Raw genomic sequence first — 14,041 nt, 5'->3', positions numbered from 1 at the left:
TGACCCCATAAGATGAGACAAATAAAAACACCTTCAAGTTTGAATACGGATGATTGTTATCCGAAATTAGACTTGGAGGTGTTTTTTCTATGGGGACAAGAGTGAGTTATCCGCTTGAAGTGAAACAGAAGGCTGTAGAAATGAGATTGGCAGGCGTACCTATGAAAGAGATCATGCAGGAGTTGAATATCAAAAATAATACGCAGATTAAGACATGGGTCAGATGGTATAAGGCTGGTGATACACACCGATTTGAACAACCTGTTGGTAAGCAATACACTTATGGAAAAGGTCCGGAGTATTCTTCCGAATTAGAGAAACTGCAGGCAGAGAATCGTTACCTGAGACAACAGAATGAAGTTTTAAAAAAGTACAACGAATTGGAAAGGAAGTTGATAGTAAAACGTCAGTCGAACTTGTAGAAATATTGCACAGCACAATGACCGTGCAGGATATCTGTATTCATTTAGGTATCTCTCGGGCGTCTTATTATCGTTGGAAGAAGAATCTGATGAAGGATCATCCCAAACGCCATTTGGAAAAACAAATCGGCACGTTGTGCCGAGAGCACAAGTATCGATATGGATATCGAAAAATCACAGCCATATTAAAAAAGGGAATGTGTATTAACCATAAAACGGTTCAGCGTATTATGCAGAAAAATCAGTGGCAGTGCCGGGTTAAGGTGAAAAAGCGCAAGAAGAATGGGCAGCCATATGCCGTGGTCGATAATATATTAGATCGGAACTTTCAGTCTGATCATCCTCTTGAAAAACTAGTAACGGACATCACGTATTTGCCTTATGGACAGAAGCAATTGTACCTTTCCAGTATATTGGATGTATACAATGGAGAAGTGATTGCTTTTACGATTGGAGATAAGCAGGACACAGACTTTGTCTTACACACACTTGATCAACTGCCAACACTGCCTGAGAACTGCGTGTTACATAGTGACCAAGGATCTGTGTATACATCTTACGAGTATCAGAAAGCTGTTAAAACAAAAGGCATTACCATGAGCATGTCCCGCAAAGGGACGCCCGCTGATAATGCCTCCATCGAATCGTTTCATTCCTCACTAAAGTCTGAAACGTTCTATCTTAACAGCATTGATCGAACCACGACCGCCATCGTAGAACGCACTGTCAAAGAATACATTTATTATTATAACAACATTCGTATTCAAACGAAACTAAACAACCAATCACCGATAAACTATCGGCAATTGGCTGTTTAATGGTGTTTTGATCCCTGTCTTAAAAACGGGGGTCAGTCCCCCAGACTCAGCAGTTTTTTGATGGCAACATATTCACAGCCGCTTAGGCGCATACTACAGCAAAAAGGAAAAGGAGGAAAAATAGTGGGACAGCAGCATCAATTCCGGCCGGGACAGAAAGCGCCCAACAATGGCATCTACGTTGAAATCGGCGAGACAGGAAGTATGGTAAAAAACCCGCAAAAAATCCATCTGTCAGCAGGGGAAATGTTCCCCGAAACATCAAATCACAACCGGCTGTGGACATACAAAAGAAAGCCGTGATCAAGAAAAAAACCCAAAACAATGACATGTTTTGGGTTTTTCGCATTTTTAATGCTGGTCGGCATTTTTGTTCATAGGCATGATTTCCGCTAAAACCATGATCAAGACATACAGGATAACAGCAATGACAGATGATGTTTTGAATTCATTGAATTGATATGCAACACTGTTCATGCTGGCAATCAAGTAGCATGCCATATGTGATAAAAGGAACGTCCAAATAAAGGCAATAATATATCGCACGTTTCCACCTCGTCCTTCTCAGTCTATTCTAAAAGCTATCATACCATACAAAAAGCGAAGGGGGAATCCAATTTTAAAAGAAAATGAGAAGACAAAATACCTGATTCGATACGGTTTAAATCCAATAAAAAGATCATCAAATGGTATAATAGCCAAAACTGATAAAGGCTAGGACTTTACCTTATTCGTTTCGTTTCTTTTTACATAAGATAGCGTGAGATGAAGTGTGAAAGGAGGCGGGCAAGCGATGGGAATAACGGAAAGATACTTTCAATTGGGAACGGAGCAGAATGTGATTCATTTGCCCTATCGCCCAAACGGCTTCGGCATTTTTATCTTGGGGGACAGAACCCACTTTGTCGGGAATGATTCTAGCTTTTGGCTGCAGCATTACGGCAGAAACCAGCTTCTGAACATGCTGAGGGATGAAGGATATACTCTTTTTAACAGCAATCTGTACGGAAGGCATTGGGGCGCGGAAAAAGCGGTCGCCTATGCCAAACAGCTGATACATTCCGTTCTGAAGCAGGAAATCCTCAATCCGAAGATTCATATTTTAGCAGAGGGCATGGGTGCTCTCACGGCCAATGAATTGCTTCGTTTTTCCCCGGATCATATCCGCTCAGCCGCAATGTTGAATCCTTGTCTCGATCTTCAGGCACATTATGAATCAGAAAAAGAAAATAAATTTTTCTATAAGCAATTTTTGAAAGAGGTATCGGAAAGCTACGGAATTTCTGAAAAAGAAGCGGAAGCGTTCCGTTACAAAACAATTGAAAGCTATTCGAGCGTCGTGCCGGTTCATATATGGCAGCGGATGACCGGAGCTCCCTATCCGTACAGCGTACATGCGGAGGCATTCAAGGAAAAACAGCAGAAGCAAGGCGCGCCGGTCGACATGACATTTCATTTGTTTGAGCATCCAAGCAGACTGTATGCATCAATCTGCAAATTCTTTCACAGGCATGAAAAAGAGTTATAGAGAATACAATAACAACAGCCTTCACTTTTGCGGAGGCTGTTTTGCTTTGGAAATGAAAAACCGGAAGGGCGGCAGATGCAATGGAATCAACACTGATTGTAGGTGCGGACGAATTTTTCGGCCTTTCATTATGCGAGCGAATGATGGATGAAGGCATACATGTTGACGTTATACTGGCGGAAACAGAAGATGAAATGAGACAAATGTACTTAGAAGAAAGACTCATGTGGCTTGGGAGAAATGAACTCTTTTGCCGGCTTGAACGTATTGGTAAGCGAAAATATGATACAATTTGTATCCAATACGGCAGTTTTTTACCTTTAGACCAATTTGATTCTCCTTATCTATTAATCTATGAACAAGATCGAAAAGAATGGGAAAAACGTGAAAAGACAGGTTCAGAAAAAGCGGTGATCCTGCCGAAAATGTATGGGCCATGGAAAGAAGAAACCGAGGAAGACGGCTGCTACACAGACGATGTCGCTGAGGAGCTGCTGAGGTTCCTGCTTGAACCAAGCCGCGATCATCAGATTTTCGATCTGCAAGTCACAGAAAAAACCTCAAAAGAAGAAGCAAAAGCAAAAATTGTCGAGTGGAAAAGACAATATTCATCAATTTTCGACAAATATTAAGAAACACCTTCCATGTTTCACGTTTTCTAGATACAATAAACGTATAAAAATAATACATGTTATAGCTTGTCAAAAGGAGTTGAACATGACTTGATCACAAGGCTTGTCATGATCTTTTCTGTCCTCCTTTTATTAAGCGGATGTGGACAAACTCCGTTTAAAGGAAAAATTGAGAAGGTCGGCATGCTCTTTCCTGATACGATTAACGACCTCGTATGGGGCACAAAAGGGTATAAAGGATTACTGAATATACAATCAAAATACAATGTGGACGTCTACTATAAAGAAGGCGTTAAAACAGATGAAGATATCATAAATGCGATTGATGATTTTCATAAGCGGGGCGTCAATCTTCTCTATGGCCACGGGAGTGAATACGCAGAGGTGTTTAACTTGGTAAGCGAAGATTATCCGGATATGGAATTTGTCATTTCTAATGCGAAAGCGAAAGGGGATAATGTGACAAGTGTCCATTTCAGCGGCGAGGCAATGGGCTTTTTTGGAGGAATGACGGCTGCCCATTTGTCGAAAACAAATCAGGTCGGCGTGATCGCTTCCTTTACATGGCAGCCAGAGGTTGACGGTTTTATCAAAGGGGCCAAATATGAAAATCCGAATATAGAAGTAAACACGAAATATACGGCTCATTGGGATGATGATACGACGGCAGTAAAGCTTTATCAGAAAATGAAGAACGAAGGCGCGGATGTTGTGTATCCCGCCGGAGACGGGTATAATGTTCCTGTCATTCAGCAGATTAAAAAAGACGGCCTTTATGCCATCGGCTACGTCACAGATCAATCAGAACTGGGCGAAAATACCGTGTTAACCAGCACGGTGCAAAATGTGGACAAGGCCTATGAAATCATCGCTGAGCAATTCGACAAAGGCTCCCTTGAAGGCGGCGACCATTACTACGACCTGAAAACCGGCGTTGTTGAAATGGGAACATTCAGCCCGCTTGTCGATAAAGACTTTCAGCAAAGAATCGACAGGCTGATCAAAACGTACAACAAAACAGGCGAACTGCCAAAAAACGAATAATGGAGTGACGTCATATGCAACATGAAAAATCCATGGAGTTCTTGCAAATTGCCATGAAATACTTGCCTGAAGCGAAAGAACAGCTTGAAAAATCAGGCATTGAGCTGTCAATGGAGGCCATACAGCCATTTATGAATCTATTTACCACGGTAATGGCTGAAGCTTATGAGCTTGGCAAGTCTGACGCGAAATCTGAAACCGAATAAGAAGGAGCCACTTTTTCGAAAGTGGCTTTTCACATGATTTTCTTTTTAATAGCGGAAATCATAGGCGCAAGCTCCTTTAAAGCGGGCTTGATTTGATCAATAGAGTTCATAATTGAACCGATTTGGTCCATAATATGCATGTAATGAAACGTCTCTTCTTCGTTCGTCTGGGATACCTCCTCTTGCTGCTCTTCCTTCTCTTCTGTTTGTTTTGCGGAATCGCCGAACATCATCTTTGAAAACACATCCAACTGCGTACGCCTCCTTTCTATATACAATACTCTATGAATAAGATGAACTGATAGTTTAGACGAATATATTGCCATGTGAAAAAAAATAGGATAGAATTAGTACCTGATACTAATAATTGATCACAACCTGATTGATCTTCTAAATTTACAATATAAAGGAGTCTTCCCTTATGAAAGCTGGAATACTTGGTGTTGGACGTTATATTCCCGAGAAAGTTTTAACAAATCATGACCTTGAAAAAATGGTTGAAACTTCTGACGAGTGGATTCGTACCAGAACAGGAATAGAAGAAAGAAGAATTGCCGCAGATGATGTGTATTCATCACATATGGCTGTTGCAGCGGCGAAAAAAGCGCTGGAACAAGCCGAAGTGGCAGCAGAGGATCTGGATATGATTCTGGTTGCGACTGTTACACCTGATCAGTCATTCCCTACGGTTTCTTGTATGATTCAAGAAGAGCTCGGCGCGAAAAAAGCGTGCGCTATGGATATCAGCGCGGCTTGTGCGGGCTTCATGTACGGGGTTGTAACCGGTAAACAATTTATTGAATCCGGAACCTACAAGCATGTTCTTGTTGTTGGTGTAGAAAAGCTCTCAAGCATTACAGACTGGGAAGACCGCAATACAGCCGTTCTGTTTGGAGATGGAGCAGGCGCTGCGGTAGTCGGCCCGGTCAGCGATGACAGAGGGATCCTTTCATTTGAGCTAGGTGCAGACGGCACAGGCGGTCAGCACTTGTATCTTAATGAAAAAGGACATACAATCATGAATGGACGAGAAGTTTTCAAATTTGCAGTCCGCCAAATGGGAGAATCATGTGTAAATGTGATTGAAAAAGCCGGACTCTCAAAAGAGGACGTCGACTTTTTGATTCCGCATCAGGCGAATATCCGCATCATGGAAGCCGCTCGCGAGCGTTTAGAGCTTCCTGTCGAAAAGATGTCCAAAACAGTTCATAAATATGGAAATACTTCTGCCGCATCCATTCCGATCTCTCTTGTAGAGGAATTGGAAGCCGGTAAAATCAAAGACGGCGATGTGGTCGTCATGGTAGGATTCGGCGGAGGATTAACATGGGGCGCCATTGCAATCCGCTGGGGCCGCTAAAAAAAGGTGAGGTGCACACAAGATGAGTAAAAAAAGAGTAGTTGTTACAGGACTTGGAGCATTATCTCCGCTTGGCAACGACGTTGATACAAGTTGGAATAACGCAATCAACGGTGTGTCCGGAATCGGTCCGATCACTCGTGTTGATGCTGAAGAATATCCGGCGAAAGTAGCCGCTGAATTAAAAGACTTCAATGTTGAAGATTATATGGATAAAAAAGAAGCCAGAAAAATGGACCGCTTCACACAATATGCGGTCGTAGCTGCAAAAATGGCGGTTGAAGACGCGGATCTTAACATTACCGATGAGATCGCGCCGAGAGTCGGTGTTTGGGTAGGCTCCGGTATCGGAGGGCTTGAAACACTAGAGTCACAATTTGAAATCTTCTTAACGAAAGGCCCAAGACGGGTCAGCCCGTTTTTCGTGCCAATGATGATTCCTGATATGGCGACAGGCCAGATTTCTATTGCATTAGGAGCAAAAGGGGTCAACTCTTGTACGGTTACAGCATGCGCTACAGGAACAAACTCTATCGGTGACGCGTTTAAAGTCATTCAGCGCGGCGATGCTGACGTAATGGTCACAGGCGGAACAGAAGCGCCGCTGACAAGAATGTCATTCGCGGGATTCAGCGCAAACAAAGCGCTGTCTACTAATCCAGATCCGAAAACAGCAAGCCGTCCGTTCGACAAAAACCGTGATGGCTTTGTCATGGGTGAAGGCGCAGGGATTGTTGTTCTTGAAGAGCTTGAGCACGCTCTGGCCCGCGGCGCTAAGATTTACGGAGAAATTGTAGGCTATGGCTCAACGGGAGACGCTTATCATATCACAGCTCCGGCCCAAGACGGTGAAGGCGGAGCGAGAGCGATGCAAGAAGCCATTAAAGATGCGGACATTTTTCCTGAAGACATTGATTATATCAATGCTCACGGAACAAGCACGTATTACAATGACAAATACGAAACAATGGCAATCAAAACCGTTTTCGGCGAGCATGCGCATAAACTTGCGGTAAGCTCTACAAAATCGATGACAGGCCACCTCTTAGGAGCAGCTGGCGGTATTGAAGCGATTTTCTCTGTGCTTGCCATTAAAGAAGGTACGATCCCGCCGACAATCAATATTGAAACACCTGACGAAGAATGCGATTTAGATTATGTGCCTGATGAAGCCCGCAGACAGGATCTCAATTATGTTCTCAGCAACTCATTGGGATTCGGCGGACATAATGCCACATTGATCTTTAAGAAATACCAATCATAACTACGCCAAACCGGCTGCCCTTAAAGGGTAGCCGGTTTTTTTTGCGCGCATAGGATAAAAAGAGGAGGCGATCACATGAGTGTGGAACAAACATATAGCTGGCTTAGCCAGGCTGCTTCAATAAATGATTTGGCGCATTACATTGTCCCGCTTTTTTCAGGGATTGAAAAAAAGGACTGGAAAGGCATTTTGGGGCACCTTCAGCATCATGGAATGTTTAAAAACATAAAAGAAGGCAGCGATACAGCTTCCAAGCTGAAAGAAAAAGGGTTTTACGAGCATATTCAAAAGGAAGAACAGTATCTGAAAAACAAATGGAAAGGTCCTGATGTACCAATTGTCCCGCTTCCGGTTGACGTGCGAAACAGAACAATTCGTTTAGAATTCGGCTCAAAATCAGGACTCGCCTTTCAAGATAAGATGTTCCTCTTTCTCTCGTCAGAGTTGGATTTTGCGTCAGTCTCTGCCCTAATGACACATGAATATCATCACGTTTGCCGGTTAGATCATCTGACAAAAGAGGAAAAGGATGTCACATTGCTTGATACAATCATCATGGAGGGGCTGGCAGAATATGCTGTTTATGAGAGGTTCGGCCGAAGTCAAACGGCTGAATGGACATCTTGGTATACCGAAAAGCAGCTGCAGGCTTTATACGAGAAAAAAATCGCACCCAACTTGGATATCAAACGGGAAAACCGTTTATTTTCACAGCTGTTATTCGGAAAAGGATATCATCCTAAAATGCTTGGATACGCAGTCGGATTCAATATTGTAAAAAAATATTTAACCGCAAACAAAGCAAACACGGCAGACGGGCTGTCCATTCCCGCCGAAACCTTTTTGAATGCAACGCTTTAAAAGAATAAAATAATGGAATTTCGTTAATAATATTACATTTATCCTAAAAAATTCTTGATTTTGCAAAATGATTGTAATAATATACAACTATAAAATTTTTCGATTATTCAATATTATTTATTATTTCTGAATAAAGGGATTGCTTTCTCTTGAAAATGTTTGACAACAAGAGGGGGAAAGGGGAGCTAGCATGAGCACACTTTTAGAAGTGAATAATTTAAAGACTTATTTTTTTAGGAAAAAGGAGCCGATCCCTGCGGTTGACGGAGTCGATTTTCACATCAACAAAGGCGAAACCGTCGCGCTTGTAGGTGAATCGGGCTCCGGAAAAAGCATTACTTCTTTATCCATTATGGGCCTCGTCCAAAGCGCCGGCGGAAAAATCATGGACGGCTCTATTAAACTCGAAGACAAAGACCTCACCTCATTCACTGAAAATGACTTTTGCAAAATCCGCGGAAACGAAGTATCCATGATTTTTCAGGAGCCAATGACCTCCCTTAATCCGGTGTTAACAATCGGAGAACAAATTACCGAAGTGCTGGTTTACCATAAAAACATGAAGAAAAAAGAAGCGCGCCAAAAAGCTGTTGAGCTCTTGCAGATGGTCGGTTTCTCCCGGGCCGAGCAAATGATGAAGGAGTATCCGCATCGGCTGTCCGGCGGAATGAGGCAGAGGGTGATGATTGCCATCGCACTCAGCTGCAATCCTAAACTGCTCATTGCCGATGAGCCGACGACAGCGCTGGATGTGACAATACAAGCCCAAGTTCTCGAGCTCATGAAAGATCTCTGTCAGAAGTTCAACACGTCGATCCTTCTCATCACACACGACTTAGGTGTCGTGTCGGAAGCAGCCGACAGAGTCATTGTCATGTACTGCGGACAAGTCGTAGAAAATGCCGCTGTCGACGACTTATTTTTAGAACCGCTTCATCCTTACACAGAAGGCCTGCTTACGTCGATTCCCGTCATAGATGGAGAGATTGATAAATTAAACGCGATTAAAGGCAGCGTGCCGACACCAGATAACCTTCCGCCGGGGTGCCGATTTGCCCCAAGGTGTCCGAAAACCATGGATAAATGCTGGTCAAATCAGCCTTCGCTTTTGACGCACAAAAGCGGAAGAACGGTGAGATGTTTTTTATATGAGGAAGAGGGTGCCGAACAATCATGACAGCAGCTAATCAAGAAACAATCTTAGAACTTCGTGACGTGAAAAAATACTTCCCGATCCGCTCAGGCTTTTTTCAAAGAAAAGTCGGCGATGTAAAAGCGGTGGACGGTGTTTCCTTTTCGCTGAAAAAAGGAGAAACCCTCGGAATCGTTGGAGAATCAGGCTGCGGGAAATCGACTGCCGGCAGGACGATGATCAGGCTGTACAAACCGACAGAAGGCCAAATTCTTTTTAAGGGGCAGGATATTTCCAACCTGTCAGAAGAAAAGCTGCGAAAAAGTGTCCGCAAAAATATTCAAATGGTTTTCCAAGATCCGTTTGCATCTTTGAATCCAAGAAAAACGCTGCGTTCTATCATTAAGGAGCCGTTACATACGCACCACATGTATACGATGCGGGAACGAAACGAGAAAGTCGAAGAACTGCTTGCGAGAGTAGGCCTTCACCCGTCGTTTGCCAACCGTTACCCCCATGAATTTTCCGGCGGCCAGCGTCAGCGGATCGGGATCGCCAGAGCGCTTACATTGAATCCGGAGCTGATCATCGCAGATGAGCCGGTTTCCGCACTTGATGTATCCATTCAGGCCCAAGTGATTAACTTAATGGAGGAATTACAGGAAGAATTTAATCTAACGTATCTATTTATCTCTCATGACCTAAGTGTTGTCCGCCATATCAGCGACAGAGTCGGAGTCATGTATCTCGGCAAAATGATGGAACTGGCCGGAAAGCACGAGTTATATGACAATCCGCTACATCCTTACACGCAAGCTCTTCTATCGTCCGTTCCGGTTACAAGAAGAATAGGATCTGTCAAACGCGAACGCATCGTCCTGAAGGGAGAACTGCCGAGTCCGGCCAATCCGCCAAAAGGCTGCGTTTTCCATACGAGATGCCCTGTTGCAAAGCCAATATGCAAGGAACAAATACCAGAATTCAAAGAAGCTGCTCCCAGCCACTTTGTGGCTTGTCACCTTTATAGCTAATGTTGCCCGCACAGCTTTGAGAGGGGGTATGCACACTACATAAACAACAGCTTAGAAGAACGAACATTTCAAGAGGGGGAATATTGAATGAAAAGACGGAAAACCGCACTGATGATGCTAAGTGTATTGATGGTTCTGGCCATCTTTTTATCAGCCTGCTCCGGATCAAAATCGAGCAGCAGCAGCGAGAAAAAATCAAACGGAAAACCGCAGCAAGGCGGGGATTTGGTTGTGGGTTCAACTGGGGAGCCAACTTTGTTTAATCCACTTTATTCAACAGATGTCTCCAGTTCAGATATTGAAGGGATGATCTATAGCACATTATTAGAAACAGATGAAAAATTAAATGTGAAGCCTGCGCTAGCCGAGAAAGTGACGGAATCCAAGGATGGACTGACTTATAATGTCAAGATTAGAAAAGGTGTAAAATTTCATGACGGAAAAGAGCTTACAGCGGATGATGTTGTTTTCACATACAGCATCCCCTTAAATAAAGATTATAATGGTGAACGCGGATCGGGTTTTGAGTCACTTGAGTCAGTGACGAAAAAAGGTGATTATGAAGTTGAATTTAAACTAAAGAAAAAGGATGCGTATTTTTACAATGTTGTTTTAGATAGTTACGGTATTCTGCCTAAACACATTTTAGGGAAAGTGCCAGTTTCAGAATTAGGCGAAAATGAGTTTAATAGGAAGAATCCAATTGGCTCGGGTCCATTCAAGTTTGCTGAATGGAAAAAAGGAGATTATGTAAAACTTGAAGCCAATGAAGATTATTACGGCGGAAGACCTTATTTAGATACAGTTACAGTAAAAACGATCCCGGATTCAAATGCAGCTGTTGCGCAGTTAAAGGCTGGAGATATTGATTTCTTTGTTGTTCCAGGTACTGATTTCGAGACAGTCAAGACATTTGATAATGTAGAAGTTAAATCAGATCTTGGTTTGAACTACAGTTACATTGGTTGGAATGAGAAAAATGAATTATTTAAAGACAAAAAAGTCCGCCAAGCTCTTACGCATGCACTTGATCGAAAAGCAATGGTAGATCAGGTGTTAAACGGTGATGGTGAAGTTGCAAACGTTCCTGAAAGTCCGCTATCTTGGAATTACCCGAAAAGTGATGTACCTACATTTGATTACAATCCTAAAAAAGCTAAGAAACTATTGAAAGAAGCGGGATGGAAAGATACAGACGGAGACGGTTACCTTGATAAGGATGGAAAGAAATTCTCATTTACGATTAAAACGAACCAAGGGAATAAGATGCGGGAAGATTTAGCAGTTGTCGTTCAGCAGCAACTTAAAGAAGTAGGAATTGAAGCAAAACCACAAATAGTAGAATTTAGTGCTCTTATTGAACAAACAAGCGCACCGAATTGGGATTATGATGCATTACTTCTAGGATGGAGCTTGGCTACATTCCCAGATCAATTTTCGATTTTCCACTCCAGTCAATCTAAGAACGGATTAAACAACATATGGTATAAGAATCCTAAAGTCGATAAACTTTTAGAAGAAGCTAAATCAATTACAGACAGAAAAGAATATCAGAAAAAATATGAAGAAATCTATAAATTGATTGCAGAGGATCAGCCTTATTCATTCCTGTTTTATTACAATTATCACAGGGCAATTCCGACAAACATGCATGGCTATGTATTCCATCCCAAAAATGACTTATATCATATTGAAAAATGGTGGCTTGAACAATAATAATGAAATCCCTAGAGAGGTGAGGATCCTGCATCCTTTCCTCTTTATCCTATTTTAGAAAAGGGGACAAGAATATGGTTACATATATTGTTCGTCGAACATTAATGTCTCTGCCAATTCTTTTAGGCATTACAATATTATCATTTGCGATAATGAAAGCGGCACCGGGTGACCCGATGTCACTAATGATGGATCCAACAATCAGTCAGGCTGACAGAGCGAAATTTATTGAAAAGTATGGACTCAATGACCCGGAACCTGTTCAATACTTAAAATGGCTAGGAAATATGCTTCAAGGTGACTTTGGGACATCTATTGTGAAAAAGGGTACACCAGTTTCTGATCTAATCCTTTCACGTTTACCGAATACTTTGGTGCTTATGGTGTTTTCAACTCTTGTTGCTCTTCTGATTTCAATTCCTTTCGGAGTTCTTTCCGCAAAACGCCCTTATTCTAAACTTGATTATGGGATTACTGTCACATCATTTTTAGGACTGGCAATACCAAATTTCTGGTTCGGATTAATTCTTATCATGATTCTTTCTGTAAATCTCGGCTGGTTTCCTACAGGGGGCGTCAGCACATTAAACGCTGACTTTAGCATACTTGACAGGCTCCATCATATAATTTTGCCTGCATTTGTTTTAGCAACTGCTGATATGGCCGGTATTACTCGATATACACGTTCAAGTATGCTCGATGTATTAAAGCAAGATTATATAAGAACAGCTCGGTCAAAAGGGTTTAAAGAAAATAAAGTTATTTTCAAACATGGCTTGAGAAATGGACTTCTGCCTGTTATTACAATTTTCGGATTGATGATTCCATCATTTATTGGTGGTGCTGTCGTGGTTGAGCAGATTTTTACTTGGCCGGGATTAGGCAAGTTATTTATTGATTCGGCATTCTCGCGAGATTATCCGGTTATTATGGCCATGACTGTTATTTCTGCTGTTTTGGTTGTACTGGGTAACTTAATTGCGGATATTTTGTATGCTTTAGTTGATCCGCGTATTGAATATTAAAAGGGGGAGACGCATATGACACATCCAAACACTGTAGCTCCCTCTAATGAGGTAAAGCTAAAAGAAAATATTAGAAAAAAACCAGAGACAATGACTAGGATCTTTTTTGAGAAGTTCTTCAAAAATAAACTTGCTGTTGTTGGAGGTATCATATTAACAGTTATTATTTTAATGGCGGTCTTCGCCCCTTTTATTGCGCCTTATTCACCTGAGAGTCAATCTCTTTTAAATAAACTGAAGCCTCCAAGTTCTAAAAATCTAATGGGGACAGATAAGTTTGGGCGCGATATATTTACAAGGGTGTTATACGGAGCTCGTGTGTCTTTATTGGTCGGTTTTGTTTCAGTAATTGGTGCCATTACGATAGGTACCGTTGTGGGCGCCTTAGCGGGGTACTTTAAAGGGATAGTAGATGCTGTATTGATGAGGGTAGTCGATGTAGTCTTATCTATTCCGGATATTTTTCTTCTTATTACCTTGGTGACAATTTTTCAACCGGGGATGGATAAATTAATTTTAATTTTTTCTCTGACAGGCTGGACCACAACAGCTAGGCTTGTCAGAAGTGAGTTCCTATCTCTTAGGTCAAGAGAATTTGTATTGGCTGCTAAAACAATCGGCACCAAAAATCATAAAATTATTTTTTCGCATATTTTACCGAATTGTATCGGGCCGATTATTGTCTCCGCTACTTTAAAAGTAGGCAGTGTCATATTAGCTGAATCAACCTTAAGCTATTTGGGCTTCGGTATCCAGCCGCCAATCGCAAGCTGGGGAAACATGCTTCAGGATGCTCAAAACTTTACATTAATGATTCAAGCATGGTGGTACCCATTATTTCCCGGGCTATTAATTTTATTGACTGTTTTATGCTTCAACTTTGTCGGTGATGGCCTGCGGGATGCATTGGACCCAAAGAATATTAAATAAAAATGAAAACAATATTTGTTATGAAATATAACGAAATCAGAAGAAAAGCAGATCTCTTTTTGGTAGAAAATC

The 14,041-nt window shown here is 42.0% G+C and carries 16 protein-coding genes; 14 read left to right on the top strand and 2 right to left on the bottom strand.

Annotation, left to right across the window (positions count from 1 at the left end; translation table 11 throughout):
- Positions 1-89: 89 nt before the first annotated feature.
- Positions 90-1,240 (top strand): IS3 family transposase gene (locus BV11031_RS12505; RefSeq protein WP_128568211.1). Its coding sequence is split into 2 segments (ribosomal slippage): positions 90-363 and positions 363-1,240, totalling 1,152 coding nucleotides; the frame shifts between segments, so codons are not numbered across the junction.
- Positions 1,241-1,363: 123 nt separating this feature from the next.
- Positions 1,364-1,543 (top strand): YjzC family protein, encoded by a 180-nt coding sequence (locus tag BV11031_RS12500; protein ID WP_010329358.1) that lies wholly within the window; start codon positions 1,364-1,366, stop codon positions 1,541-1,543.
- A 48-nt stretch (positions 1,544-1,591) separates the two neighbouring features.
- Here BV11031_RS12500 and BV11031_RS12495 read toward each other — a convergent pair whose 3' ends face one another.
- A complete protein-coding gene (locus tag BV11031_RS12495) occupies positions 1,592-1,786 on the bottom strand; it encodes a YjzD family protein (RefSeq protein WP_010329359.1) in 195 nt (64 codons plus the stop codon).
- Between the two features lie 247 nt (positions 1,787-2,033).
- Here BV11031_RS12495 and BV11031_RS12490 point away from each other — a divergent pair, with 247 nt between their 5' ends.
- The 4 genes from BV11031_RS12490 (at position 2,034) to comZ (ending at position 4,650) form a co-directional block, all read left to right on the top strand.
- Positions 2,034-2,768 carry a lipase family protein gene (locus BV11031_RS12490; protein WP_010329360.1) on the top strand — a complete coding sequence of 245 codons (735 nt, stop codon included), beginning with the start codon at positions 2,034-2,036 and terminating at the stop codon, positions 2,766-2,768.
- A gap of 80 nt (positions 2,769-2,848) precedes the next feature.
- A complete protein-coding gene (locus BV11031_RS12485) occupies positions 2,849-3,400 on the top strand; it encodes a hypothetical protein (protein ID WP_010329361.1) in 552 nt (183 codons plus the stop codon).
- Positions 3,401-3,490: 90 nt separating this feature from the next.
- A complete protein-coding gene (gene med, locus BV11031_RS12480) occupies positions 3,491-4,444 on the top strand; it encodes a transcriptional regulator Med (protein ID WP_010329362.1) in 954 nt (317 codons plus the stop codon).
- Positions 4,445-4,458: 14 nt separating this feature from the next.
- Positions 4,459-4,650 carry a ComG operon transcriptional repressor ComZ gene (gene comZ, locus BV11031_RS12475; RefSeq protein ID WP_010329363.1) on the top strand — a complete coding sequence of 64 codons (192 nt, stop codon included), beginning with the start codon at positions 4,459-4,461 and terminating at the stop codon, positions 4,648-4,650.
- A 29-nt stretch (positions 4,651-4,679) separates the two neighbouring features.
- Here comZ and BV11031_RS12470 read toward each other — a convergent pair whose 3' ends face one another.
- Positions 4,680-4,883: a hypothetical protein gene (locus BV11031_RS12470; RefSeq protein WP_082246335.1), complete on the bottom strand. Its 204-nt coding sequence runs from the start codon at positions 4,881-4,883 to the stop codon at positions 4,680-4,682.
- A 188-nt stretch (positions 4,884-5,071) separates the two neighbouring features.
- On the opposite strand from BV11031_RS12470, the gene fabH reads away from it, so the two are divergent.
- The 8 genes from fabH (at position 5,072) to opp4C (ending at position 13,969) form a co-directional block, all read left to right on the top strand.
- Positions 5,072-6,010, top strand: a complete 939-nt coding sequence (fabH, locus tag BV11031_RS12465) for a beta-ketoacyl-ACP synthase III (RefSeq protein WP_010329365.1) — start codon at positions 5,072-5,074, stop codon at positions 6,008-6,010.
- Positions 6,011-6,032: 22 nt separating this feature from the next.
- Entirely contained in the window at positions 6,033-7,274 is a 1,242-nt protein-coding gene (gene fabF / locus BV11031_RS12460) for a beta-ketoacyl-ACP synthase II (RefSeq protein WP_010329366.1), read from the top strand.
- A 75-nt stretch (positions 7,275-7,349) separates the two neighbouring features.
- Complete coding sequence (locus tag BV11031_RS12455; RefSeq protein WP_010329367.1) at positions 7,350-8,135, top strand: DUF2268 domain-containing putative Zn-dependent protease; 786 nt, start codon at positions 7,350-7,352, stop codon at positions 8,133-8,135.
- Positions 8,136-8,325: 190 nt separating this feature from the next.
- Entirely contained in the window at positions 8,326-9,312 is a 987-nt protein-coding gene (appD, locus tag BV11031_RS12450) for an oligopeptide ABC transporter ATP-binding protein AppD (protein ID WP_010329368.1), read from the top strand.
- Positions 9,309-10,298 carry an oligopeptide ABC transporter ATP-binding protein AppF gene (appF, locus tag BV11031_RS12445; RefSeq protein ID WP_010329369.1) on the top strand — a complete coding sequence of 330 codons (990 nt, stop codon included), beginning with the start codon at positions 9,309-9,311 and terminating at the stop codon, positions 10,296-10,298. The genes appD and appF overlap by 4 nt, the downstream gene beginning before the upstream one ends.
- Before the next feature lie 87 nt (positions 10,299-10,385).
- On the top strand, positions 10,386-12,014 hold the full coding sequence (locus BV11031_RS12440; RefSeq protein ID WP_010329370.1) for a peptide-binding protein: 1,629 nt from the start codon (positions 10,386-10,388) through the stop codon (positions 12,012-12,014).
- 74 nt (positions 12,015-12,088) lie between these two features.
- A complete protein-coding gene (locus tag BV11031_RS12435) occupies positions 12,089-13,039 on the top strand; it encodes an ABC transporter permease (protein WP_010329371.1) in 951 nt (316 codons plus the stop codon).
- 15 nt (positions 13,040-13,054) lie between these two features.
- Positions 13,055-13,969, top strand: a complete 915-nt coding sequence (gene opp4C, locus BV11031_RS12430; protein WP_010329372.1) for an oligopeptide ABC transporter permease — start codon at positions 13,055-13,057, stop codon at positions 13,967-13,969.
- The last annotated feature ends 72 nt before the right edge of the window (positions 13,970-14,041 follow it).

Origin of the sequence: Bacillus vallismortis (assembly GCF_004116955.1) — a bacterium.
Classification (GTDB): Bacteria; Bacillota; Bacilli; order Bacillales; family Bacillaceae; genus Bacillus; species Bacillus vallismortis.
The sequence above is the reverse complement of the archived record's forward strand: the minus strand, read 5'-3'. Positions and strand labels throughout refer to the sequence as shown.